The organism is Brachybacterium sp. FME24, from assembly GCF_014897705.1.
Classification (GTDB): Bacteria; Actinomycetota; Actinomycetes; order Actinomycetales; family Dermabacteraceae; genus Brachybacterium.
Genome location: NZ_JABUXV010000013.1, coordinates 28,857 through 52,707 on the forward strand (window position 1 = coordinate 28,857; position 23,851 = coordinate 52,707).

The following is a 23,851-nucleotide window of genomic DNA, read 5'->3' on the forward strand; positions in this document are numbered from 1 at the left end:
GGTCGTCCGGGTGGTCGAGACGGCGATCGCCCCGACAGCCGGGGGTTGGCCGGCCGGCCCCGCGAATGTCGCCTCAGGACCGATGGTGGGCGAATCATCGGTCCTGAGGGGACATTCGCGGCGACCTGAGGCGGCTATCGTGGCTCAGGGCCGCGATGTGGACGTCGGGCCGGATCACCCCCGCCGACGTCGTCGCCGAGACCTGCGGTGGGATAGCTCACGGGCCCGACGGAGGCGAAGAAGTGCCCGATGTGACAAGATAGGTCGTCGTTGTGCGTCCTAACGTGCACCCGAGCGCCCCGACTCAGCTGGACCGGGTTCGGGTCGCTGCTCGGGACGGATGCCAACGCAGTTCATCCTCCGGACCGTCAAGGAGCGTCCTCATGGCAGTGCCCAAGTTTAAGATGTCCCGCGCTCGTACGCACTCGCGTCGCGCGCAGTGGAAGGCTCACAACGACGACCTCGTGCAGGTCACCGTGCGCGGCCGCACCGCGGCTGTCCCGCGCCGTCTGGCCAAGGCCTACCAGCGCGGTCTCCTCGAGATCGAGGACTGAGACTGCTCGGGCCCTCGGCCCGACCTGAGATCTTTCGATGAAGCCCCGGCACCTGGTGCCGGGGCTTCGTTGCTCCCAGCAGCCCCTGCTCTCAGTCCTTCGCTCTCAGTCCTTCGCTCTCAATCCTTCCGGCGCAGCGCGAGGTCATAGAGCTCACTCGCGCTCACCCCGGTGTGCCCCTTGGCCAGTTCCTTGGCGGCGTCCTTGAGCCGCTCCCCTGCTGCGGCTCGGGCCAGGACCAGCTCGACGAGCTCCTCCGCGCTCGCCGCGATCGGTTCGGCCCCCGCCACCACGATCACGATCTCCCCGAGCACCTCGGTGCTCCTCGCCCACGTCGCGAGCTCTCCCAGTGACCCGCGGACGACCTCCTCGTGGGTCTTCGTCAGCTCTCGGGCGACGGCTGCGGTTCTCTGCATCCCGAAGGTCTCGACCATGGTGGCGAGGGTCGCGGCGGTGCGACGGGGCGATTCGAAGAAGACCATCGTGCGCTGCTCACCGGCGAGCGGTTCGAGCGCGGTCGCCCGCCTGCCTTCCCTGCGCGGAGGGAACCCCTCGAAGGTGAAGCGGTCCGGTGCGATGCCGGAAGCGGCCAGGGCCGTCAGCACGGCGGAGGGCCCGGGGATCACCGTGACCGGGTGACCTGCCGCGGTCGCCGCACGCACCGCGCGGTATCCCGGGTCGGAGACCACGGGCATACCGGCGTCGGTGACGATGAGGACGCGCCGGCCCTCGGCGAGCGCCTCGAGCAGCACCCCGGTGCGCTCCTCCTCGTTGTGCTCGTGGTACGAGAGGATGCGCCCGGTGGTCACGACCTCGAGCGCGCTGACCAATCGCGCGAGGCGCCGGGTGTCTTCGGCAGCGATGAGATCGGCCTCCCCCAGCGCCCGCATCAGGCGCACGGAGGCGTCGAGCGGATTGCCGATCGGGGTGGCGGCGAGGGTGAGGACTCCGGGCTCGAGCATCCGACCATGCTAGCCAGGTGCGGGCCCCCTGCGAACCGGCATCCGGGCACTCCGGTGCAGATGACTTAGCATGTGCGGGTGCACACGGAGGAGGAAGCGACCCCCCGCGCCGACGTCGAGAACGAGCCGGGCGCGCTGCTGGCCTCTTACCGCCGTCGGCTCAACACCTTCGATCTTCCCGTGTCCCGATGGGCCTGGGCGGGCGCCATGGCTCTGTTCGGTCTGGCGCTCGTGCTGCGTCTGTGGGGTCTGGGCGCGATCGAAGAGCTGATCTTCGACGAGACCTACTACGTCAAGGACGGCTACGCCATCTCCCAGGAGGGCGTGGAGATGTCGTGGCCGGAGGAGCACGACCCGGTGTTCGAGTCCGGTGATGTCGACACCTACGAGGGGACCGGCTCGTACGTCGTCCATCCGCCCCTGGGCAAGTGGCTGATCGGTGCCGGGATGATGGTGCTCGGGCCGGACAGCCCGTGGGGTTGGAGACTGTCGGCGGCCGTGCTCGGCGCGGTCGCGATCCCGATGCTCGTCTTCATCGGACGTCGCCTGTTCCGGTCCACGACCGTCGGTCTCATCGCGGGCCTGCTGCTCGCGATCGACGGCATGCACCTCGTGCATTCACGCACCAGCCTGCTGGACCCGTTCGTGATGTTCTTCGCGCTCGCCGCCTTCGGGGCGCTCCTGATCGACCGTGACCGCTTCCGTGAGCGCTTGGCGCGGGAGACCGCGAGGCTGCACGCGAACGCCGTGCTCGCCCCTGCCCTGGGAGTCTCCGGGGGGAGCCGTCCCTGGCGTCTGGTCGCAGGGGTGCTGCTGGGCATGGCCTGCTCGGTGAAGTGGTCGGGTCTGTACGTCCTGGCGGTGTTCGGGATCATGACGGTGCTGTGGGACTGGTGGGCCCGACGCGCCGTCGCCCAGAAGAACTGGCTGCTGGGCGGCCTCGTCAAGGACGCGATCCCCGCGTTCTTCGCCACTGTCGGCACCGCGCTGATCGTCTACATCTCCTCCTGGTCGGGCTGGTTCGCGTCGTCTGTGGGGTACAACCGTCAGCTGGCCGAGGCCGAGGGCTCAGCGACCGGATGGGGGTTCCTGGACTCATTGCTGTCGCTCTGGCTCTACCACCGCCAGGCCTACGAGTTCCATGTCGGTCTCGACTCGGACCATCCCTATGAGGCGAATCCCCTGGGTTGGCCCGTGATGCTGCGGCCGACGAACTTCTATTACCGCTCCTACGAGTACGGGGAGAACGGGTGCGAGGTCGCCGAGTGCGCCTCGCACATCCTGTCCGTCGGCAACCCGCTGATCTGGTGGCTGGGCGCCCTCGCCGTGCTGGCGACCCTGGTGATCGCGATCATGCGGTTCGACGGGCGGGCTTGGGCCGCGCTCGCCGGCATCGCTGCCGGGTACCTCCCCTGGCTGCTGTACATGGACCGCACGATCTTCACCTTCTACGCGGTGGTCTTCGAGCCGTGGCTGATCCTGTGCCTCGCCTACGTGCTGTCGCTGGTGATCGGCTCGGCCCGTGCCGATCCGGAGAGACGCCTGGCCGGAGGTCTCTTCGCCGGTTCGCTGCTGGTGCTGATCGTGCTGGTCTCCGCGTTCTTCTGGCCGATCTGGACCGGACAGGTCATCGACCTCGACCAGTGGAAGTTCCGCATGTGGCTCCCGTCCTGGTCGTGAAGCTGGTCGTGAAGAGCGTGGATCACGACGGAGACGTGCGCGGCGCGAGACAGAGCAGCCCCCACCGGAAGCCCCCTCGCAGCGGCGGAACACCACCTGCAGCGGGAGGAGCATTGCTCTCCTGCTTTCCTGGGCCGCCGTGGCAACCCCCTGCGCATCGGTCCGGGTCGGGGTGATCACGGTTACTCTTGCCGCATGGCTCCGGATACCTCAGCGCTGCGTGATCTCGCCCGCGAACTCGGCGTCGGTACCGACTACTGGGGGTGGGACGGCACCCGGAAGGACGTCGCCGACGACACCCTGAGTTCCGTCCTGGCCGCGCTCGGGGCGACGGTGTCCACCGAGGCCGACATCGTGCGTATCCGGGCCGAGCGCGAGCGGGAGCCGTGGACCCGCACCCTGCCACCGGTGACAGTGCTGCGCGCGGACCGCGAGACCACCGTGCCGGTCCACGTCGATCACGGCACGACCGTCTCCGCGGACCTGCTGCTCGAGGAGGGTGGCCGTCGCTCGCTCGAGCAGGTCGAGGACTTCACCACGCCGTTCGACCTCGACGGCCACCTGCGCGGGCGCGCCCGCTTCCGCCTTCCCTCAGGCCTGCCGCTGGGCTGGCACCGGATCGTCGCGCAGACCTCGACAGGCCCGCAGGAGGCTGATGTCGTCGTCACGCCCGCGCGGCTCACGGTGCACGAGGGCTTCGCCGCCCGCCAGGCCTTCGGCATCCAGGCGCAGCTGTACTCCGTGCGCTCGCCACGATCCTGGGGTATCGGTGATCTCGGCGACATGCAGGATCTCGCCGCCATCACCGGCGCGAGCCACGGAGCGGATTTCCTCCTGGTCAACCCCCTGCACGCCTCCTACCCGACGCCTCCGGTCGAGCCCTCGCCCTATCTGCCGGTGACCCGTCGCTTCACCAGCGTGCTCTATATGCGCATCGAAGCAATCCCCGAGTACCGGGACCTGCCCGAGTTCACGCGCCAGCGTCTCGCACTGCTCAAGGACGAGGTCGCCGGCTGGAACGATCGCACCGACCGCCTCGTGCGCGATGAGGTGCTGGCCGTCAAGCTGCAGGCGCTCCAGGAGCTCTTCGCGGTGCCGCGGACCGCCGGTCGGCAGGCCCTGCTGGATGCCTACCGCGAGCGCGAGGGCCAGGGTCTGGAGGACTTCGCGATCTGGTCGGCGATCGCTGAGCAGGTGCGCGGCACGAAGGAGCAGGTGCTCGCGGATCTCGACGCCGGCACCGTCCGTTGGGCGCGACGGGAGCTCGGCGACCGCATCGACTTCCAGATCTGGACGCAGTGGCTGCTGGACGAGCAGATGGGCGCAGCGCAGGCCGCCGCCCGCAACGCCGGCATGCGCATCGGGATCATGCACGATCTCGCCGTGGGCGTGGAGCAGATCGGTGCGGACGCCTGGCGCCTGCGCGATGTGCTGGCCACCGGCGCCACCGTCGGAGCCCCTGCCGACCAGTACAACCAGCAGGGACAGAACTGGCATCAGCCGCCGTGGCATCCCGAGCATCTGCGCGAGGCCTCCTATCGACCCTGGCGCGACATGCTGCGCACGCTGATGCGGCATGCCGGCGCTCTGCGTATCGACCACGTGCTGGGACTGTTCCGGCTGTGGTGGATCCCCGAGGGCCATGAGGCGGCCGACGGCGCCTATGTCTCCTACGACCATGAGGCGATGATCGGCATCCTGTCCCTGGAGGCGGAGCGCTCCGGCACCCTGGTGGTCGGCGAGGATCTCGGCACGTTCGAACCGTGGGTGCGCGACTATCTCGTGGATCGCGGGATCCTGGGCACCTCGATCCTGTGGTTCGAGCATGATGGCGCGGGGCGGCCCCTGCCCGCCCACGACTACCGCACCCTGTGCATGGCGTCGGTGAACACGCACGACCTGCCGCCGACCGCCGGGTACCTGGCCGGTGACCATGTCTCCCTGCGCCACGAGCTGGGTCTGCTCGAGCGGGACCTGGACGAGGAGCAGGCGGCGGATGCCCTCGGGCGGGAGCAGGTGCTGGACGTGCTGCGGGAGGAGGGCCTGCTGGAGCCCGCTGCGGATATCGAGCAGACGGTGATCGCCCTGCACCGTCATCTGGGGCGCACCCCCTCGATGCTGCTGGGGGTCTCCCTGGTGGACTGCGTCGGGGAGCGCCGGATCCAGAACCAGCCGGGCACCGACGAGGAGTACCCGAACTGGCGGATCCCGCTGGCCGACGCGCGTCAGCGCCCGGTGAGCATCGACGACATCGCCACCGACGAGCGCACCGCGCGCTTGTTGGCGGCGGTGCGCGAGGGCATCAGGACGCGGTGACCTGGCCCCACGAATCACGCTGGTCCAGGAACTCCTGCGCGGCCGTCTGGGCTCCTTCGAGCGTGTGGTGGGCGCCCCATCCGCACTGGATCTCGTTGGCGGCGGGCACGTCGTCGGCCGCGATCAGATCGCGCATCGTCGCCTCCAGCACGGGAGCGAAGGCCTCCGGGGTGTGGTCGCCGACCAGCAGCACGTAGAAGCCGGTGCGGCAGCCCATCGGGGAGACGTCCAGGACGTCATTGCTGTGATTGCGCATGTGCTCGGCCATCATGTGCTCGAGCGAGTGGACCGCCTCCGAGGCGAGGTGAGCGACGTTGGGCTGGGTGAAGCGCACGTCGAGCTTGGTGAGCACGTCACCGCCAGGCAGCTCCTTGCGATCCGCGATCCGCACGTACGGGGCGACGACGGTGCGGTGGTCGAGGTTGAAGCTCTCGACATTCATGCGGGGAGGCTGGTTCTGCTCGGTTTGTTCTGTCTGTTCTGGCTGCTCTGACATGACTGGTCTCCTGGGTGGTCCGTGGGAATGATCGTCGGTGGGCTTCGCTGTCGGTGGGCTTCGCTGTCGGTGGGCTTCGCTGTCGGTGGGCTTCGTCGCCGGCAGGACGGGTCAGCGGCTGGAGCGCGGGGTTCGCCCACGGACGACGCCGACGAACTCCTGGCGCAGGTCGTCGTCCTTCGCCCGCGGCCACGCCAGGGCGATGCGCGTCGGCTCGGCATCGGTGAGCGGCCGGTGTGTGACGTCCTTGCGGTGATGCAGGCGGGCCAGCGAGAGCGGGAGGCGCGTGAAGCCGACACCGGTCGCGACGACCTCGACCCGCTGCGCAGCGTCGTCGGGGTCAGCCGCAGGGATCTCGGTCTCGTCCCCCAGCTCCGTCGCAGAGAGCTCGTCATACAGACTCAGCGTGCTCTCCCCGCTCATGACCACGGCCGGCCGCTCCTCCCACAAGGGAATCACGTGGAGGTCATCGGCCTGCAGCGGGAGGCGCACGAAGCACATGTCGACCTCCCCGTGCTCCAGCACGGACCGCTGGGCCGAGACCGGCACTGGGACGGTCTCGAGAAAGGCGGGACGGCGTCCCGCGCGCCACCGGCGCACGAAACGATCAGGTTCGACGCCGGGCACGAAGCCGACGCGCAGCACAGGGCGGGTCATGGCTCCAGCTTACGGCGAGCGACCCGCTGGACGCAGCACCGCCCGCCGCGTTCACCCCGTCGTCCGGGCCGAGCCGAGCACGCGCACCAGGTCCTGGGTGAACAGCTCGGGTCTGCTCAGGTTCACCAGATGGGTGCCGTACCTGAGGTGCACGACCCGGCCCCGGGGAGCTGCGCGGGCGAAGGAGCGCTCGTGCCACCGCAGCTGGTCGAACCGCGGGCTCAGGATCGTGACAGGAACGGGGATCGACCGCAGGTCGGAGCGCAGGTCGAGCCCGGCGACCGCCCTCATCGCGGGGGCGACGACCTCGGGCCCGGCGCGGCCACCGCGCACATAGGCGTCCACTGCCCGCCGGCCCAGGAGCACGGACAGCACGGCGGGGGCTGCCTCGGCCGTCGGAGTGTCCGGGGCTGTCGGCGCCGTACTCAGGGTGCCGCCACTGCCACTGCCACGACCGGATCGCCACGAACCCGCCTTTCGTGCGGCACCGGGGAGCAGATCCACGGCGGTCATCGCGCGGCCGTAGAGGCCCGCGGTGAGCTCTGTCGGTTGCACCGCGGACCCGCAGACGGTGAGCGAGGCGAGCGGCGTGACAGAGGCGGGCGCCGCGACTGAGCACAGCTCGGCCGCAGCATGGATCGCGAGCATGCCGCCCAGGGAGGAGCCGACCAGGTGCACTGCGGCGGGGCCGACGGTCTCCGCCGCGGAACGGACCGCATCCAGGATCGTCGTGGTCGCCGCGGCGAGGGTGAACGGCTCGGCGCGCCGGGTCCCATGACCGGGCAGATCCGGGGTGACCACCCTGTAGCCCGCGTGCCGAAGGCCCGGCCGCTGCAGGTCCCACTGGCTCGCGGACGTGCGGGTGCCGTGGACCAGGACCACGGCCTCAGACACTGTCGACCGCCCGTGAGTGCCGCGCAGCTCGTCTCAGCACCTTGGCGAAGCGCTTGGGTCGCGAGAGGTTCGCGATATGGCCTGCATCGTGGAGGATCACCAGCTCAGCATCCCCAGCGGCCTCCAGGAACAGGGCCTCGTGGCGGCGGAACGGGTCATGCTCGCCATTGACGAGGGTCAGCGGCACGTCGATCCGGGCGACGTCGGCGAGAAGGTCGAGAGAACTGATGGTCCGAACCACCGTGCGCACCACCCCATGGGCGCGACCGCCCCCGTAATAGCGGCGGGCCGCCTTGCGGGTGTGGCGCCGTGCGAAAGAGCGCGTCACGCGGGAATCGGAGTCTCCGGGAAGCCAGTCCTTCATGGAGATCCACAGTCCGTAGATGCGGGCCATCGCCGGCCCCGGCACGATCGTGCAGCCCGCAGCGACCACAGCCGCCAGCCGAGACGGATTCCATGCCGCCCAGTGCAGGGTCAGATACCCGCCGAGGGAAAGACCGACCAGCAGCGGTGGCTCGTCACAGGCAGCCACGGCCTCGTCGATCGTGGCCAGGGAGGACTCCAGCGTGAACGCCTCGTCCCGCCGCCGGCCATGCCCGGGAAGGTCCGGAGCGATCACCTGGAAGCCGCGCTCGCGGAGGCGTCGGGTCTGGCCCTTCCACATCGTGCGCGAGGATCGCACGGCATGGATCAGCACGATGCTGGTGGTCATCGCGGTCCCTCCCCTACGCCGCCCGGCGGGCGGCCCCGGACGGGACACTACCGGCTCGACCCGGTCCGTGGGCAGGTCGCTCGGGAGGAGCAGTGCTCGGAAGCAGTGACGCCCCGGTTCGCCGGTAGATTGTGGTCATGCCGAGCTACCGCATGCACCTGCCCATCGGGGAGCTGTTCCCGGGCACCTCCCCCGGAGATGTCATGGAGCAGGCTGCGCTCGCTCTGGGTACCCTCCACGCGGTGGAGAAGAAGGATGTCGAGGCCCCGCTGATCGGCGACCGGCGGGTGGGCCGCGCGGTGCTGCGATTCGCCGTGGACGCGAGCAGCCGGGCCGACGAGGACGCCGCGGCGCGCCACGCGATCGCTGTGGTGATCGACCATCTCACCGGCAGCGTCGGACAGATCGCCCCCGCCAGCGCGGTGGTGCTCACCCGCAGCGCTGGCGGCCGTCTCCGGGCGATCTCTCCTTTCTGAAACATGTGGCCTGCCGGACTGGATCGACCGCGCTCGCCCGGCCCGCCGGTTCAGACCAGCGACACCTTCCGGTTCCAGGATCGGACGCTGCGCCAGATGCAGACCGCGATGATCAGGAGGAACGGCGCCAGGAAGCCGACAGGCATGAGGTCGTCGGCTGCCCCGCCGGGCGACATCACGGCACCCAGGAGGTTGTACGGGATGACCCCGAGCCGGCCGCCCTCCATCGCCACAGCGAACGGGACTGCGAAGATGCCGATGGCCATCAGCACCTGGAACACCACGTAGGCACCGACGTACATCAGAACTGGCCCACCGAAGCCCAGCCGATTCAGTGGCGACTCGCTGCCCACCGAGATCGCGAAGTAGTACTGGACGGGCGAGAACAGGTACATCATCAGCAGGACACCGACCGCGGCGACGATCATTCCGGGTGAGGCGACCGCCGTCACCGTCGCCCACAGACCCTGCAGGACCGGGATGGGGTTCACCTCGGTGCCCGCCTGGAGCGAGATCCCGACCGAGAGCACACCGCCGAGGACCAGTGTCGCCACCAGCCCTGCGAGAGTGACGACGACGACCCATATGAGTTTGGCCAGGAAGATCGTCGATCCGCGCAGAGGCAGAGCGTGGGTGAAGTACCCGGTGCGGCGATAGTTGGAGGTCCAGAAGTCGACGGCGAGCGCGATCTGGGCCACCGGGACGAGTGCAGTGAGGGCGATGAGGCCGAAGACCTGCGCGATCGTGGAGATGATCGGGAGGTCGAGGGCGGTGAGCGCGCTGGCGAGGACGACGACGAGCGCCGCCAGGCCCCCGGTGATCGCGAGCAGGTTCCGGGTGCGGAGCCATTCGTGCTTGAGGAGGATGGCCATCATCGGTACGTCTCCTTGAAGATCTGGTCGAGGCTGGCGGAGTGCTCTGCTCGCAAGTCATCGGCGTCGCCGGCGAGCAGGACCTTCCCGTGGCGCATCATGACGACGCCGTCCAGCATCGGCTCGAGGTCATGCACCAGGTGGGTGGCGAGCACGAGCAGCGAGTCCTCCGAATGGGAGCGCAGGATGCCGTCGAGGATGACGTCGCGCGCAGCGGGGTCGACGCCGGAGATCGGCTCATCCAGGAGGAAGACCCGGGCATCGCGGGACATCGCGAGGGAGATCTGCACCTTCTCGCGCATGCCCTTGGACATCTCGCGCAGTCTGGACGTCTCGGAGAGCCCGAAGAAGCCGATGAGGTCGCGTGCCTTCTCGCGCTGGAAGTCCGCGAAGAAGTCGGCGTAGAGGTCCAGGCAGTAGCGCACGCGGGCGCTGTCGGCCAGGAAGCTGGCATCGGGCAGGAAGGACACGAGCGCCTTCGAGCTCGGTCCGGGTGCGTGGCCGGCGATGGTGGCCTCGCCCGAGTAGTCGGCGTAGACGCCCGCCAGGACCTTCATCAGGGTCGTCTTGCCGCATCCGTTCTCGCCCAGCAGGCCGAGGATCTGCCCGGGGACGAGGTCCAGGTCGAGACTGTCGAGGGCGGTGGTGCGGCCGTAGCGGACCGTGAGACCGCGAGTGCGGACCAGCGGCGCGAGTTCCGTGGCGGTCATGTCAGGACTCCCGGGAGTCGGTGCGGTCGTGGTCGTGGGTGTCATGGCGGTCCCACCTCTCGTGGATGAGCTGCTGTGCTCGGGTCGGCCGGATCCCGAAGCCTCGGGCGCGGCGGATGAACTCGTCGGCGGCGTCGCGGGCGAGTTCGGCTCGAAGGTCGTCGATGCGGGTCGGGTCATCGGTCACGAAACGCCCGGTGGTGCGCTCGGACCGGCAGAGTTCCTGCCGTTCGAGCTCGGCCAGCGCCCGTTGCGCGGTGTTGGGGTTGACGCCGAGGTCCGAGGCCAGCTCGCGCACGCCGGGGATCCGTCCGCCCGGAGCCCAGTCCCCGACCACGATGCGGCGTGAGAACTCGGCCACGAGCTGGGCCCAGATGGGTGAGGAGCTGTCGAACCTCACGGATCACCTCGTCTGCACCGTTGTATTAGATCCCTAATACAGTGACACGACGATGCGGTGCCGTCAAGGGGTGGAAAGGCCCCAACGCTTCAGCAACGGTCGGTCGTGACCAGATCCCGGCGACCAGTGCTGCGAACACCAGCCCTGCCGCAGCGGACGGAGCCAGCTGCGCAGCGCTGACCACCGCACTCTCGGCCGTGTCCCGGAGTGCCGTGGTCGAGAACGGGATCCACGCAGTTGCCCACGTCAGGCCCCTCCGCTGCCGCCAGCCAGGACGGGAAGGCGGCGAGGCGGCACCATTGCGTCGACGTCGGGGGTCAGTCGTCCGCCGACTCCTCGGCGATCGCCCGACCGGGATCGACCAGGCGCCGCATCCCGGCGTTGAACACTGCGGGATCCGGGAGGAAGTCGCCGGACAGCAGGATCAGGCCAGCCCCCTGATCCAGCGCGGCCAGCAGCTTGCCGATCTCCTGGGCGGGCAGCGTCTCGCCATCGGGGCGCGAGGTCAGGGCGACGTCGTGGTAGTGCCCGAGGACCGCTTCCAGGCGCCGATGCAACTGCGGGGCGAGCACCTCGTCACGAGCTGCGCGGGCGATGAACTCCAGGGTCGCCAGGGCGAACCCCTGGGTCGCTTCCACGGGGAAGCCCTCACGATCTGCCACATCCCTGCCGGTCGACGCCGGGTTGGCCGGGCGCTCGAACGGATCGCGGATATCGGCGCCCGCGAGCTCCAGGTTCTGGTCCATGACGGCCAGGAACAGGGCCGACTTGCCGTCGAAGTTGGAGTAGACGGCACCCTTCGAGAAGCCCGCCTCGCGCGCAATCCGCTCCAAGCTCGCCGCGTGGTACCCGTCCTCGGAGAACACGCTCCGAGCCGCGAAGACCAGCGCTTCACGGGTCTGCTGCTGCCGGTCCCGGCGCGAGATGGGTTCGGGAAGCTGCGTCATCCCCCGATCATAGGGCCGATCCATCCATTGACGTACCGCCAGTATTCAAATACCGTCAGTATCCCCGTACCCGAAGTATCTGAGGAGATGGCATGGACACCGACGTTCTTCGCATCACTGCACTCACCCGCGGCTACGGAAAGGTCGTGGCGAACGACGACATCTCGCTCCGCGTCCGCCCCGGCGAGGTGGTGGGACTGCTGGGCCACAACGGGGCCGGCAAGACCACGCTCGTCTCCCAGGTGGTCGGCCTGCTGAAACCCCACGCCGGCACGATCCAGGTGGGACAGGTCGACGCAGTGCGGCATCCGGGTGCCGCCCGTCGGCACGTGGCCCTGCAAGCACAGTCACAGACCCCGATCGACGGGCTCACCCCGCGCTCGGCGATCGAGATCGCCGGCCGCCTGCGCGGGCTGTCGTCCCGCGATGCCCGTGCCTCCGCCGTCGACCTGGCCGAGGAGCTCGATATCGGACCCTGGCTGGACCAGCGCGCCCTGCCAGAAGGCGGTGGCCTGTCCGGCGGCATCCGACGGCTGACCGGCTTCGCCATGGCCGTGGCGGCGCCCACCGCGCTGCTCATCCTGGACGAGCCCACCAATGACATCGACGCCTCCCGCCGTCGTCTCCTGTGGGACGCCGTTCGCCGCCGCGGGGACCTCGGCAGCGGCGTCCTGCTGGTCACCCACAACGTCGCCGAGGCCGAGCGGATCGTGGACGAGCTCATCATCCTCGACCGCGGCCGGGTCGTCGCCGACGGGTCGCCGGCGCACCTGCGCGGCACGCAGGACAGCGACCTGCGATTGGAGCTGCAGCTGCCACCCGATGGCGCGGACCCGTCCGAGGAGGAGCTGGAACTGCCGGTGCTGCGCCGGGTCCGCACCGGGCGGCGCACCCTGCTCACCGTCCCGGCCGCAGAGGCGGCATCGGCGGTCGCCTGGGCCACCGCCCAGCGTGCCGAGAACCGGATCGACGGCTTCTCGCTGGCCCCGGCGACGCTCGAAGACGCCTACCTGGCCCTCACCGTGCACGCCGACCCCGACGCCGACCGCACTGCGGACCCGGCCCCCGACCCCGCTCCGAGCCACCAGGAGACCGCTCATGCCTGAGGCGACCGCCGTCCCGACTCCACGCCCCCATCCCCTCGCGCCGGTCCAGGTCAGTCTGGGGGCCAGCTTCCGCACGATGATGCACTGGTCGTTGGCTGCGACGGGCGCGATGCTGCCCCTGATCGTCCTCATCCAGGCGATGCTCGCCGCCGGGATCATCATCGGCTTCGGCTTCGTGATCCCCGACATCACCCCTGCCAGCGCGCTCTTCCTGTCCTCCGGAGCGCCGACGATCCTGCTGCTCACCATCGGACTGGTGATCGTCCCGCAGGGCATCTCCCGCGCCAAGGCCAGTGGCGCGTTCGACTACCAGCGCGCGCTGCCGGTGGCCCGTCCGCTGCTCCTGCTGGTCGACCTCGTGGTGTGGGCGCTGATCGCGCTGCCCGGAGTGGCGGTAGGGCTCCTCGTCGCCTGGTTGCGCTTCGACCTGACCTTCTCGTTCGACTGGCCGCTGCTCATCCTCGCCTCGCTGCTCGTGACGACGATGGCCACAGCAGTGGGATACGCCATCGCCGTCAGCCTGCAACCGATGCTGGCCCAGATGGTCTCGCAGGTGCTGGTGTTCTTCGTCCTGCTGTTCTCGCCGATCACATTCCCCGCCAGTCAGCTGCCGGACTGGTTCCAGACGGTGCACGCCGCCCTGCCGATCCAGCCCGCCGCGGACCTGATGCGGGCCGGGATCGCCTCCGGGAGCTTCACAGCCGACGCCCGCGACCTGCTGGTCCTGGCGCTGTGGACCGCGCTCGGCCTGCTGATCACCACCCGGGCGCTGGTTCGACGGAAGTGAGCGCTCGCGGTGCGGTCTCCGACCGCTGCCGTCGGCGCATGCCTCACCACCCTCGACGCATCGCCGGCGGCATGACCTTCACCAGGTGCGGCGGAGACCGAGAGAGTTCAGGAGGGCAGAGCCCATGCTCAACAGGTCGCGACCCAGGATCACGACGTCCGGGTGAGCGAACCCCCAGAAAAAACCTGAGCCGCGTCACCGTTCGTAAACGATGACGCGACTCAGGACAAGGGTGGAGCTAGGGGGATTCGAACCCCCGACCTTCTCATTGCGAACGAGACGCGCTACCAACTGCGCCATAGCCCCTTGTCGCCGGGCGACCACGACAGATTAGCACCGGGGGGCCCCAGGTGACGACTCGTCGCAGCCGCCTTGACGAGGATCACAGATCCGCGTCGCGAGCGGCTTGGACCTCCTCGAAGATATCGTCGAGCAGCTCGAGGCGCTCGGGGCCGGTGCACGCCACATAGGCGGGATTGAGGAAGTCGGGCCTGCCCACCGCACCGCGTCCCGGCCAGGTGCGCACGGAACCGCCCGCGCGCTGCAGGATATGGAATCCGGCGGCGATATCCCAGGAGTTGATCGAGGCCAGTGCGGTCGCGTCCGCCCAGCCGGCAGCCACGTACGCGAGCTCGAGAGCTGCAGTGCCCAGGTGCCGCATGGCCGAGAGCCCGTCCTCCATCCCCGCGTACGCCCGTGCGGCGAGCTCGGGGAACTCGGCGCAGGCCCGCTGACCCGGGAAGCCGGACAGCACGAGCGCATCGGCCGAGGCGTGGGTGGAGCGCGGCCGGATCTCGCGGCCGTTGAGCATGGCGGGCCCGTCGGCCGCAGTGAATACCTGGCCGAGCACCGGGGCGTCGATCACCCCGGCCACCAGCACGTCATCGACGGCGACGCCGATCGAGACGCAGAACAGGGGCAAGCCGGCGGCAAAGTTGCTGGTGCCGTCGATGGGGTCGACATAGAAGGTGACCACGGGGGCCGCGTCGCCACCGACGGGGCCGCCCTGTGCGGGGCGTTCGCCGCCCTCTTCACCGACGATGCGGCAGGTGGGCAGCAGGCGGCGCAGCTCGGAGACGATGATCTCCTCGCTCGCCCGGTCGTGCTCGGTGACGATGTCGTGGCTGGAGGTCTTGTACTCGCGGGCCAGGTGGTCGCGGTCCAGGGAGCGGATGTAGTCGGCGGCCTCCCGTGCCGCAGTGGTCGCGATGTCCAGCAGATGGGAGGGGCTCGGCACGGGGACCGAGAGGGAACGGGGCGCTGTGGTGTTCATCATCCCCAGCCTAGGCCGGAACCACGCGGGCGTGCAGGTCACGACAGGGGGCGGACCTCCGCGTCATCCCAGCAGATGATGGAGGTACGGGGTCATCAGAACGCCGTCGGGGTCGGCGAGGGCACGTACCGCTCGGAAGTCCTCGAAGCGCGGATAGAGAGCCGAGAGCTCGCTCGCGCCGAGCCAGTGCTGCTTGCCCCAGTGGGGGCGCGCACCGAAGGACTCCACCGTGCGCTGAACCATGAGCAGGTAGGGCCCTGCCTCCTCCCGATGGTGTCGGTGCGCCGCGATATAGACCGTGTCGCGGCCGTACGCCGTGGACATCCAGACATCGTCGGCCGCGACCCTCCGTACCTCGAGCGGGAAGGTGACCTCGACGCCCTCGTCCTCGAAGCGGGCTCGCAGCGCGGTGAAGGCCTCCGCGAACCGCGCCGCGGGGATCGCCCATTCCGTTTCTTGGAAGCGGACCCGGCGGGGCGCCGTGAACACCGAGGCGGAATCATCGACCACGCGGGGCCCGGCGAACAGGCGGGAGGCGAGCTCGGCGGCGGGCCGGCTCAGCCGCGGGGCCACCGCCGCGCCCCGGCACATCAGGTCCCAGGCTCCGTTGCCGAGCACTTCGCTCTGCAGGAATTCGACGGGGCGTGGAGCTCGCCGGCGCGGGGTGTCCTGCGGCACCCGGCGACTGGTGCGCACCGTCGCCCGGTCGGTGCGGGGGAACCAGAAGAACTCGTGGTGGTCCGCGATCGAGGAGTCGGCCAGGAAGGCGCCCACGGTGGACTCGAGATCCTGCGTGCTCTCGACGAGATCCAGGCGGTAGGCGGGGACACAGGCCAGGGTGACCTCGAGGATCACGCCGAGGGTGCCCAGTCCGAGTCGGGCGGCCTCGAAGAGGTCCGGGTCCTGCACGGGCGAGGTGTCCACCACGCTGCCATCGGGCAGGGCGAGGCGCAGGGCTCGCACCATGCCGGCGAAGCCCGTGAAGCGGGCGCCAGTGCCATGCGTACCGGTCTGGATGGCGCCGGCGATCGACTGGCGGTCGATGTCCCCCATGACCGCCAGGGCGAGGTCGTGCGGAGCCAGCAGATCAGCGATCTCCCACAGCCGGGTGCCACCGCGCAGGGTGACCAGTCCGGTCCCGGTGTCGGCTCGCACCAGGCCCTGATAGCTGTCCAGGGACAGAAGCATGCCGTCGGTCGCGACCAGGGCGGAGAACGAGTGCCCGCCGCCGACCACGCGCACGGTCCTGCCTGTGCGACGGGCGCGGTGCAGCGCGGCGAGGACCTCGTCCTCGGAGGTCGGCAGGAGAACCTCAGCGGGAGTCCATCGGACGGAGCCGCTCCAGTTGCGGTGGCTGGCGTTGGTGGTGCGCATCGTCGGCTCCGTTCCTGAGGTGCGTGATCAGGGCGTCGGTGCCCGCACGGCGTCGCGGAGCGGCCTGCGGAACCCGTCAGAGGAAGAGTGCACCCTCACCGCGGTACGTGGGGGCGGTATCGACGATCTGGTCGCCGGAGACCAGGACGTAGTGCGCGGCGTGCTCGGCGGGCTCACCGGACTTCGCGTGCCGAAGCCACACCGTGTCCCCCACCCGCAGATCGTCGGCGGCGGCGCCGAGCACCGGGGTCTGCACCTCCCCGGCCGCCTCCTGCGGCGCGAAGGCGAGGCCTCCGGGGTGAGCGATCGTGGGCAGACGGTCCGCGCCGGGGACGCCGCTCGCGATCCAGCCGCCGCCGAGCAGAGTGGCGACTCCGGGCGCGGGACGACGCACCACGGAGAACCCGAGGTACAGCGCGGGGTACGGGTGGAAATCCCGATAGTGATCGAAGAGGCCGGGGCCGATGAGCCCGGAGCCGGCAGCGATCTCGGTGACCGCCTCCTCGGCGCCGGTGGACTCGATCGAGCCGGTGCCGCCGCCGTTGACGAATTCGAGGTCGGCGAGCTCGCGCACGGCCGCGACGACCTCGGCGCGGCGGACGGCGATATCCGGGCGGGAGAGCCTCTTCATCGCGCGCACGGCCGCGCCGTACGCCGTGCGCGCCGTATCGGTGACGCCCGCGATGTGCCCTTCGTAGGCCATGAGGCCGACGAGCTGAAGCTCGGGCCGCTCCACGATCTCGCGCGCGAGGGCGACGGCCTGCTCCGGGGTGCGCACGGGCGAGCGGTACGCGCCGAAGCGGACGCCGGGCAGCGGTGCGTAGGAGACGTCGAGCTCGATCGCGACGCGCAGGCGACGACCTCCGCGGCGGAGCCCCATCTCCGCGGTCACGTCGAGGATCAGCGCGAGCTGTGCGGTCTCATCGACCATGAGGGTGATGGCGTCCAGCGCCGTGGGGCTCGCCAGGAGCAGTCGCAGGCCGCCGCGTTCGGCCGTCGGATACGCCAGGACGATGTCCTCGACCCCTCGATTGGCCAGCCAGATCGCCTCGGGCAGGGTGTAGGCGAGAACGCCGTGGTACCCGGGATGCTCGAGCGCCCGTTCCAGGAGTGCCCGGACCCGCAGCGATTTGGAGGCGACCCGGATCGGGGTGCCGGCCGCGCGGCGGGCGAGGTCCTCGAGGTTCGCGTCGAAGGCGTCGAGGTCCAGGACCGCCACCGGCCGCTCGGCCCAGCCCTCCCGCGCGAGCGCCTGCTCGATCGCCGCGATCCGGGAGGGGCCGCTCATGTCAGGCCCGGCGACGGGCGAGGATCTCGTCGAGCTGCAGGTCCTGGGCGGGGGCGTAGGCCTCGTCGACGGCCTCGAGATCCTCGACGGCATCACTCTCGAGGGGAACCGAGGTGGCCATCATGCTCTGCCGATGGGCGGCATGGCGGGTGGCGAGGTCGTCGACGTCCCCCCGCATCGCGTAGGTGGGGCGCGGGACCGGACGCGGGGTCCATTCGCCCGCGGCGGTGACCTGATGGGCGGCGCGCTCGGCGGTGGCCTCGAGGGGCTCGCGCTGCGCCGGTGCTTCCGAGGGAGCCATGGCACCGGCAGCTTCCTCCGCGGGGGCGGAAACCTGGGTCGTGGCGGCACGGCGAGCAGTCTCCTGCTCAGCGCGCTCCCGACGGGCGAGGCCCGCAGCTCGCGTGGTGCGGGCACGACGCTCCAGCTCGGCGCGGCGCAGACCGAACAGATACGTCGCCAGGCCAGCGACCGCGATGACGGGAACCCACCAGGCGATGACCTGCGTGAGAGCCAGAGCGATCAGGGCAAGGGTTCCCAGCGCCATGGCCCCGAGGGCGATCGCCAGCAGGCGGCGCGAGCGAGCGCGTTCCTCGAGGACGTCGATGCGAGTGCCGGGGACGGCATCGAAGCGCGGGCGGCTGGTGGGATCGGCGGGACGCAGGAGCAGGCGGTCCTGGGACATGTCGGCATTCACCTCACGGGAGGAGCGGCGGGAGTGGACGGCCTCGGACAGATCCCGGGCCTCCGAAGTCGTCTCGGTGAGCTCGGCGGCACGGGCGCGACCCATCTCGTCGCGACGACGCGCGGTGCGCGGGAGGGCATACGCCACCCACAGCAGCAGCAGCAGGCCGAAAAGCACGGCTCCGAGATTGATGGACTCCACACCGACACAGTAATGACACCGATGTGATTTCCCTGGTCACCGCGCGGGCGTGTCGGGAGGGAACTCTCTGTGAAGTCGGGCGAGAACGCCGTGACCGTCCTCGCCCGTGGCAACCTCCTCGGCCGTGAGCGCGAAGACGAGATGGTCCCGCCACTGCCCGTCGACATGGATCGCGCGGCGTCGCAGTCCCTCGTGCCGCAGATGCAGCTTCTCCACCACTCGCAGGCTCGCCGCGTTCTGCGGGCGCACCGTGACCTCGACGCGGTGAAGACCGAGCTCGGCGAAGAGATGGTCGATCACGAGCGCCGTGGAGCGCGGGGCCAGACCTGCACCGGCCTGCTCGTGATCGATCCAATAGCCGAGCACTGCGGAGCGGAGGGCTCCGTACTGGATCGGTCCGGCGGTGATCTGCCCGGCCAGGCGCCCACGATTCGTGATCGCCAAGGGCAGATGCAGGCCCAGCCGGGCCTGCTGCTCGTTCCACCGGCGCACGGTCGTGAAAGGGAGCTGACGCGCAGTGCGCTCGGGGTCGGTCGCGTCCCACGGCCGCAGCCAATCGCGGTTGCGCTCGCGCATCCGCTCGTAGTCTGCGCGGTCACGGCGTCGCAGGGGTCGCAGTGCGAGCTCCCCGTCGCGCAGTGCCAGCGGCCACACGTGAACCATCGCGTCATCGTAGACGGGGGCGCTGGCCCTTGGTGGCGCACACCGTTCCTGTGGGAGCCTGAGGCCATGGACACCGAGGCGATGGCGGCTCACAAGAAGGAACTGCGCTCAGAGCTGCGGGCACGACGAGCGGAGGCCTACGGCGGGCCTGCAGGGACTGCGCACCGCGCCCGGGAATCGCGGCTGCTGCTCGAGCGCGCTGCGGCACTGATCGCTCACGTCGAGGCGACCCTCACGGCGGCGCCCGCGCAACCCGTGCTGGTCGCCGCGTATCACCCGACCCCGACGGAGGCCGACGTGATGCCGCTGGCCCGACACCTCGCCGAGCTCGGTGCCCACCTGATCTTCCCTGTCGCCGCCGGCCGGGAGCTCGACTGGGTGAGCTGGGACGGCTCCTCCCCGTTCCTCGACTCCCCCGGCCGCGGCTTCGGCAAGGAGCCGTCCGGCAGCCGGCTCGGCCCCGGTGCTCTCGCCGCAGCCGCGCTCGTGCTCGCCCCGGCGGTGGCGGTGGACCGTTCCGGGACCCGGATCGGCCACGGCGCCGGGTACTACGACCGAGCACTCACCGCGGTGCGGGCGGACGCGGCGGTGGTGGCCGTCGTCCATCCGGGCGAGCTGCTCGAGGCGGGCACGCTCCCCCGCGAGGAGCACGATGTCCCGATCCCTGCCGTGCTGACAGCCGACGCGCTCGTCTCACTGGTCACGATCGATGGCTCCTGGGCACCGCGACCGGCGATCCGGTCATAGAATCAGCGTGGCCGCGCCGTCCGCGGTCGCGCCGCCAGAACACCCCGGAGGACTCGCGTGCCCACGTATGTCTACGCCTGCAAGAACTGCGGGCATCGTTTCGAGAAGTACCAGAGCTTCAGCGAGGACTCGCTGGCGACCTGCCCCGAGTGCACGCAGGATGCCCTGCGCAAGGTGTTCGACTCGGTGGGCATCGTGTTCAAGGGCTCCGGCTTCTACTCCACGGACTCCGCCACCTCCGGCGCGGCCTCGACGCCTTCCGGGTCCAGCAGCGGGTCGGGAGATGCCGCCGCGTCGTCGAACTCCTCGGAGTCCGCGAGCTCCACCTCGGCAGGCTCGTCCGACAGCAGCGCCAGCACTCAGCCGGCGGCAGCGGGAGCCTCCGCCTCCTGAGCCACCCTCACCGTGAGCAGTGTCGGCGCCGCCCGCCGGTGGGCATGACGGTTCCTCCCCAGGGCCAAGTCATCCACCGCGAGGGCGACCCGGCCTGATCGGCGGGACGCCGGTCCTAGCGTTCAGTCATGCTCACTTCGATCCGCGCTCAGTTCCCGCTCTGGCGTCGTGCCCTGCGTCGACGTCGTCGAACCCTGGCGCTGCTCGCCGCGGCGCTCATCCTCGCCGTGCTCATCCCTTCGCTGCTGCCTTCTCGGCTGCACGGAGCCACCATCGTGGTGGCCAGCGCCGATCTCCCGATCGGTACCGTCCTGGAGGAGCAGCACCTGCACACGCTTCGTGTGGCGGCGGAACTGGCGCCCCCCGAGGTGGCCTCGGACCCTGCAGAGCTCCTGGGACGCCGTACAGCCCTGTCAGTTCCGGCCGGGACTCCGATCCTGCCCGGTCTGCTCGACGGCGACGGCACCGCCGTGATCGCGGAGGGCTCCGCCCTGATGGCGGTCCCCGTCCCCGCAGTCCTCGTGCCCCATCTGGCACCGGGAGCGAGGATCGAGATCCTCAGCTCCAGCCCGGACGCCGACGCCGCCGTGCGGATTCCTGCCCGGATCGTGGAACTCCCGGCCTCCGCCGGGTCGGAGCCTTCGGTCATGGGGAGCGACTCCTCCGGGCAGGAACATCTGCTGGTTGCCCTGGACCGACACCGCGCAGGAGAGCTCGCTCACGCGATCAGTGAAGGTTGGTTGACGATCTCGATCATCGGTTAGAGTCCCCGTGGGTCGCCTCGGCGGCCCATCCCTACCCCCTCGAAAAACTCGTAAGGATGTCCCATGAAGGGCTTCAAGGACTTCGTCATGCAGGGCAATGTCATCGACCTCGCGGTCGGTGTCGTCATCGGTTCTGCGTTCACCGCCCTCATCGGCGCATTCGTGGACAATCTGATCCAGCCGATCATCAACGTGTTCGGCGGTGGCAACGTGAACGGCCTCGCCTTCACGATCACGAACGACTCCACCCTCGTCGATATCGGCGCGATCCTCTCCGCGATCATCGCTTTCGCCATCACGGCCGCCGTCGTGTACTTCGTCTTCGTGCTGCCCATCTCCCACGCACGCAAGCTCGACCGCAAGCGTCGTGGCCTTCCCGAAGAGGAGGAGACCGTCATGTCCGAGGACATCGTGCTCCTCACCGAGATCCGCGACGCCCTCACCGCTCAGCGTGGCGGTGCTGCGGGGCCGCAGCTCTGACCGATAAGGGCGATGCTTCGGCATCACACCACGCGGACGCGGGGCGGGGCCGAGAGGTCCCGCCCCGCGTCCGTCATCGGGAGACCCCCGGCGACGCCCGGGTCCAGGACGCCGTCGTCGACACGGTGATCACCTGGTTCGCTCAGCAGGGCCGTGACCTGCCCTGGCGCCACGAGGGCGTCTCGGCGTGGGCGATCCTCGTCTCCGAGGTGATGCTGCAGCAGACCCCGGTGGTCAGGGTCCTCCCCCGCTGGCGAGAGTGGATGCAGCAGTGGCCGACGCCGGCAGACCTGGCAGCTGCGCCGACCGCAGAGGTGCTGCGCCGCTGGGACCGGCTCGGCTACCCGCGGCGTGCCCTGCGCCTGCAGGAATGTGCACGGGAGATCGTGCGCGTCCACGGCGGAGCCGTGCCTCGAGGCGTCGAGGCCCTGCGCTCCCTGCCGGGGATCGGCGAGTACACGGCCGCAGCCGTGACCGCCTTCGCCCACCACGATCGCGCGGTCGTGGTCGACACCAACATCCGCCGTGTGCTCGCGCGCAGTGTGCAGGGTGACGCACTGCCGGCGCCTTCGTACAGCAGCTCCGAACGCTCGCTGGCCACGCGCAGCCTGCCCGCGCAGCGCGAACGCTCCGTCGCCTGGAACCAGGCCGTCATGGAACTCGGTGCCCTCGTCTGCACGGCGCGGTCACCGCAGTGCATGCAGTGCCCACTCGCCGAGGCAGGATGCGCCTGGTTCGCGGCGGGACGTCCCGCCGCACCCGAGGGCACCCGTCGTCGACAGGCATTCGAGGGGACAGACCGCCAGATGCGCGGGAAGATCATGGCCGTGCTGCGCCAGGAGGGCGAGGCGGTGATCGAGGCCCTGCTCGTCCTGGATCCCGATGACCCCTCTCGCGTGGAGCGCTGTACGGCATCCTTGGTCGTCGACGGGCTCGCCGTGCGGGAGGCCGACCGGCTGCGGCTGCCCTGAGCTGGAGCTAAGCCCTGGGCTCCAGGAGCTTTATCATGCGGGTGTTTCCCAGGGTGTTCGGCTTGACGCGCGCGAGGTCGAGGAACTCGGCGATGCCTTCGTCGGGAGACCGCAGGAGCTGGTTGTAGACCTCGGGGTCGACCACGTCATCCATCACCTCGAAGCCGTGTCGGACGAAGAAGTCGACCTCGAAGGTCAGGCAGAAGACGCGACTCAGTCCGAGCTGGACAGCGCGGTCCAGCAGGGAGGTCAGCATCCGGTGGCCCAGTCCGGTTCCCCGTTGCCCATCGCTCACCGCGAGCGTACGAACTTCCGCGAGGTCCTCCCACATGACGTGGAGTGCTCCGCAGCCCACCACAGCGCCGTCGTCGTCGACGGCGACCAGGAATTCCTGGACGGCCTCGTAGTACGACACGAGGTCCTTGCCCAGTAGGACCCCGGTGTGCGTCATCGGCTCGACGAGCTGGTTGATGCCGCGCACATCGGCCGGCAGGGCGGGGCGGATGGTGACGCTCATGCAGGGCTGTCCTGTCCGTGCGCGGGAACGATCGAGGTCTCCTCGGCATCCGTCGCGCTCTCGCGCGGCCGGGCGAGAACCGACTCGGCGTCGAGTCTCGCAGCATCATCAGCGGTGGGATCACCGTCGTCGTGATCGTCCTCGTCAGGGGCAGGGTTCGTCTCGTCGGCCTGGGAGTCCGCGCCCACGCGGTCCCGGACCACCTCGCCACGTTCCTCGGCGCGTCGGTCCAGCGTGCGGTGCACGATCGAGATCAACCGTTCGGCGGCGAGGGCGAGCACCACGGCGGCGATCAGGGCGACGGTGATGGCCAACAGATGGTGCTCACCGAACCAGGCGCCGGCGACCGCGCCGATCGCGCAGGAGTAGACCGCCCACACGAAGGTGGACAGCAACGAGCGCGGCCAGAACTCTTTGTGCGGGTAGCGCACGGCGCCCGCGACGAGGTTCACGGCGGTTCGGCCGAAGGGGATGTAGCGCGCTGTCATCAGGAACACCAGAGCGCGGCGTTGCAGGCCGTGGTCCGCGGCATCGACTGCTCGTCGGCCCTTTCCCTCGCGCAGGAATCTGAAGCGTTCCCAGCCGATCTTGCGGCCCAGGAAGTACCCGAGGTTGTCCCCGGTCCAGGCGCCAATCCATGCGGCGAGGCCGATCAGGATGATGTAGGGGCGGCCCGAGGAGGACCAGAGGGAGGAGAGTGTGACGATGGTCGATTCGCTGGGAACCGTCGGGAAGAAACCGTCGAACGCGGCGAAGCCGTAGACGATCAGATAGATCCACCAGGCGTCCGCGACGACCATGATCCAGTCCTCGACCTGGCCGGTCAGGGACAGCAACCAGTCGACGAATTCGCCCATGCGTCCTCTCCCTCTGATTCCTCGGCACTGGTTCCGGCGTCACCGCCGAACTGGTGGTGCGATCCCGTC

At 69.9% G+C, this 23,851-nt stretch carries 27 protein-coding genes and 1 tRNA gene; 11 read left to right on the forward strand and 17 right to left on the reverse strand.

The annotated features are described in order from the left end of the window. Positions 1-383 precede the first annotated feature (383 nt). Positions 384-554 (forward strand): 50S ribosomal protein L32, encoded by a 171-nt coding sequence (rpmF, locus tag INT51_RS15185; RefSeq protein ID WP_193106179.1) that lies wholly within the window; start codon positions 384-386, stop codon positions 552-554. A gap of 119 nt (positions 555-673) precedes the next feature. Here rpmF and rsmI read toward each other — a convergent pair whose 3' ends face one another. Beyond that, positions 674-1,516 (reverse strand): 16S rRNA (cytidine(1402)-2'-O)-methyltransferase, encoded by an 843-nt coding sequence (rsmI, locus tag INT51_RS15190; RefSeq protein WP_193106180.1) that lies wholly within the window; start codon positions 1,514-1,516, stop codon positions 674-676. Between the two features lie 78 nt (positions 1,517-1,594). On the opposite strand from rsmI, the gene INT51_RS15195 reads away from it, so the two are divergent. Both INT51_RS15195 and malQ read left to right on the forward strand, forming a co-directional pair. Then, positions 1,595-3,196, forward strand: coding sequence for a dolichyl-phosphate-mannose--protein mannosyltransferase (locus tag INT51_RS15195; protein ID WP_304502214.1), 1,602 nt, complete (start codon positions 1,595-1,597; stop codon positions 3,194-3,196). Between the two features lie 195 nt (positions 3,197-3,391). Then, positions 3,392-5,512 (forward strand): 4-alpha-glucanotransferase, encoded by a 2,121-nt coding sequence (gene malQ / locus INT51_RS15200; protein ID WP_193106182.1) that lies wholly within the window; start codon positions 3,392-3,394, stop codon positions 5,510-5,512. On the opposite strand, the gene INT51_RS15205 is transcribed toward malQ, so the two are convergent. The 4 genes from INT51_RS15205 to INT51_RS15220 form a co-directional block, all read right to left on the reverse strand. Beyond that, the gene (locus INT51_RS15205) at positions 5,499-5,954 is read right to left on the reverse strand and encodes an S-ribosylhomocysteine lyase (RefSeq protein ID WP_370540817.1); all 456 of its coding nucleotides are present in this window, start codon (positions 5,952-5,954) and stop codon (positions 5,499-5,501) included. The genes malQ and INT51_RS15205 overlap by 14 nt on opposite strands. Positions 5,955-6,119: 165 nt before the next feature. Then, entirely contained in the window at positions 6,120-6,665 is a 546-nt protein-coding gene (locus INT51_RS15210) for a LysR substrate-binding domain-containing protein (RefSeq protein WP_193106184.1), read from the reverse strand. Between the two features lie 51 nt (positions 6,666-6,716). Continuing rightward, positions 6,717-7,559: an alpha/beta fold hydrolase gene (locus INT51_RS15215; protein ID WP_193106185.1), complete on the reverse strand. Its 843-nt coding sequence runs from the start codon at positions 7,557-7,559 to the stop codon at positions 6,717-6,719. After that, positions 7,552-8,271 carry an alpha/beta fold hydrolase gene (locus INT51_RS15220; RefSeq protein ID WP_193106186.1) on the reverse strand — a complete coding sequence of 240 codons (720 nt, stop codon included), beginning with the start codon at positions 8,269-8,271 and terminating at the stop codon, positions 7,552-7,554. Before INT51_RS15220 ends, INT51_RS15215 begins: the two co-directional genes overlap by 8 nt. Before the next feature lie 137 nt (positions 8,272-8,408). On the opposite strand from INT51_RS15220, the gene INT51_RS15225 reads away from it, so the two are divergent. Beyond that, the gene (locus INT51_RS15225; protein ID WP_193106187.1) at positions 8,409-8,747 is read left to right on the forward strand and encodes a hypothetical protein; all 339 of its coding nucleotides are present in this window, start codon (positions 8,409-8,411) and stop codon (positions 8,745-8,747) included. 50 nt (positions 8,748-8,797) lie between these two features. Here INT51_RS15225 and INT51_RS15230 read toward each other — a convergent pair whose 3' ends face one another. From INT51_RS15230 to INT51_RS15245, 4 genes are all read right to left on the reverse strand, one after another. Beyond that, positions 8,798-9,622 carry a hypothetical protein gene (locus INT51_RS15230; protein WP_193106188.1) on the reverse strand — a complete coding sequence of 275 codons (825 nt, stop codon included), beginning with the start codon at positions 9,620-9,622 and terminating at the stop codon, positions 8,798-8,800. After that, a complete protein-coding gene (locus INT51_RS15235; protein ID WP_226832562.1) occupies positions 9,619-10,329 on the reverse strand; it encodes an ABC transporter ATP-binding protein in 711 nt (236 codons plus the stop codon). The genes INT51_RS15230 and INT51_RS15235 overlap by 4 nt, the downstream gene beginning before the upstream one ends. Position 10,330: 1 nt before the next feature. After that, positions 10,331-10,729, reverse strand: a complete 399-nt coding sequence (locus tag INT51_RS15240) for a GntR family transcriptional regulator (RefSeq protein WP_193106190.1) — start codon at positions 10,727-10,729, stop codon at positions 10,331-10,333. A 317-nt stretch (positions 10,730-11,046) separates the two neighbouring features. Next, on the reverse strand, positions 11,047-11,676 hold the full coding sequence (locus INT51_RS15245; RefSeq protein ID WP_226832564.1) for a TetR/AcrR family transcriptional regulator: 630 nt from the start codon (positions 11,674-11,676) through the stop codon (positions 11,047-11,049). A 92-nt stretch (positions 11,677-11,768) separates the two neighbouring features. Between INT51_RS15245 and INT51_RS15250 the strand changes: the two genes are divergently transcribed. Beyond that, on the forward strand, positions 11,769-12,782 hold the full coding sequence (locus tag INT51_RS15250; RefSeq protein ID WP_193106191.1) for an ABC transporter ATP-binding protein: 1,014 nt from the start codon (positions 11,769-11,771) through the stop codon (positions 12,780-12,782). Next, positions 12,775-13,569, forward strand: coding sequence for an ABC transporter permease (locus tag INT51_RS15255; RefSeq protein ID WP_193106192.1), 795 nt, complete (start codon positions 12,775-12,777; stop codon positions 13,567-13,569). The genes INT51_RS15250 and INT51_RS15255 overlap by 8 nt, the downstream gene beginning before the upstream one ends. A 233-nt stretch (positions 13,570-13,802) precedes the next feature. On the opposite strand, the gene INT51_RS15260 is transcribed toward INT51_RS15255, so the two are convergent. The 6 genes from INT51_RS15260 to INT51_RS15285 all read right to left on the reverse strand — a co-directional run bounded on the left by INT51_RS15260 (position 13,803) and on the right by INT51_RS15285 (position 19,053). Further along, positions 13,803-13,875: transfer RNA gene (locus tag INT51_RS15260), tRNA-Ala, on the reverse strand. 76 nt (positions 13,876-13,951) lie between these two features. Next, on the reverse strand, positions 13,952-14,842 hold the full coding sequence (locus INT51_RS15265) for an inositol monophosphatase (protein ID WP_193106193.1): 891 nt from the start codon (positions 14,840-14,842) through the stop codon (positions 13,952-13,954). 63 nt (positions 14,843-14,905) lie between these two features. After that, positions 14,906-16,216: a D-arabinono-1,4-lactone oxidase gene (locus INT51_RS15270; protein ID WP_193106194.1), complete on the reverse strand. Its 1,311-nt coding sequence runs from the start codon at positions 16,214-16,216 to the stop codon at positions 14,906-14,908. Between the two features lie 76 nt (positions 16,217-16,292). Continuing rightward, positions 16,293-17,504, reverse strand: coding sequence for an alanine racemase (locus tag INT51_RS15275; protein ID WP_193106195.1), 1,212 nt, complete (start codon positions 17,502-17,504; stop codon positions 16,293-16,295). A 1-nt stretch (position 17,505) separates the two neighbouring features. Continuing rightward, positions 17,506-18,390 carry a hypothetical protein gene (locus INT51_RS15280; RefSeq protein ID WP_193106196.1) on the reverse strand — a complete coding sequence of 295 codons (885 nt, stop codon included), beginning with the start codon at positions 18,388-18,390 and terminating at the stop codon, positions 17,506-17,508. 36 nt (positions 18,391-18,426) lie between these two features. Continuing rightward, positions 18,427-19,053, reverse strand: a complete 627-nt coding sequence (locus INT51_RS15285; RefSeq protein WP_193106197.1) for a GNAT family N-acetyltransferase — start codon at positions 19,051-19,053, stop codon at positions 18,427-18,429. A 66-nt stretch (positions 19,054-19,119) separates the two neighbouring features. Between INT51_RS15285 and INT51_RS15290 the strand changes: the two genes are divergently transcribed. From INT51_RS15290 to INT51_RS15310, 5 genes are all read left to right on the forward strand, one after another. Beyond that, positions 19,120-19,800, forward strand: a complete 681-nt coding sequence (locus tag INT51_RS15290) for a 5-formyltetrahydrofolate cyclo-ligase (protein WP_193106198.1) — start codon at positions 19,120-19,122, stop codon at positions 19,798-19,800. A gap of 57 nt (positions 19,801-19,857) precedes the next feature. Further along, the gene (locus INT51_RS15295) at positions 19,858-20,193 is read left to right on the forward strand and encodes an FmdB family zinc ribbon protein (RefSeq protein ID WP_193106199.1); all 336 of its coding nucleotides are present in this window, start codon (positions 19,858-19,860) and stop codon (positions 20,191-20,193) included. A gap of 128 nt (positions 20,194-20,321) precedes the next feature. After that, positions 20,322-20,957 carry an SAF domain-containing protein gene (locus INT51_RS15300; RefSeq protein WP_193106200.1) on the forward strand — a complete coding sequence of 212 codons (636 nt, stop codon included), beginning with the start codon at positions 20,322-20,324 and terminating at the stop codon, positions 20,955-20,957. 63 nt (positions 20,958-21,020) lie between these two features. Continuing rightward, entirely contained in the window at positions 21,021-21,437 is a 417-nt protein-coding gene (mscL, locus tag INT51_RS15305) for a large conductance mechanosensitive channel protein MscL (protein WP_193106201.1), read from the forward strand. Between the two features lie 125 nt (positions 21,438-21,562). Beyond that, complete coding sequence (locus INT51_RS15310) at positions 21,563-22,408, forward strand: A/G-specific adenine glycosylase (RefSeq protein WP_193106202.1); 846 nt, start codon at positions 21,563-21,565, stop codon at positions 22,406-22,408. A 7-nt stretch (positions 22,409-22,415) separates the two neighbouring features. Here the strand turns inward: INT51_RS15310 and INT51_RS15315 are convergent, their stop codons facing one another. Next, positions 22,416-22,925 carry an amino-acid N-acetyltransferase gene (locus INT51_RS15315; protein WP_193106203.1) on the reverse strand — a complete coding sequence of 170 codons (510 nt, stop codon included), beginning with the start codon at positions 22,923-22,925 and terminating at the stop codon, positions 22,416-22,418. Further along, positions 22,922-23,782: a DedA family protein gene (locus INT51_RS15320; RefSeq protein ID WP_193106204.1), complete on the reverse strand. Its 861-nt coding sequence runs from the start codon at positions 23,780-23,782 to the stop codon at positions 22,922-22,924. The genes INT51_RS15315 and INT51_RS15320 overlap by 4 nt, the downstream gene beginning before the upstream one ends. Between the last annotated feature and the right edge of the window lie 69 nt (positions 23,783-23,851).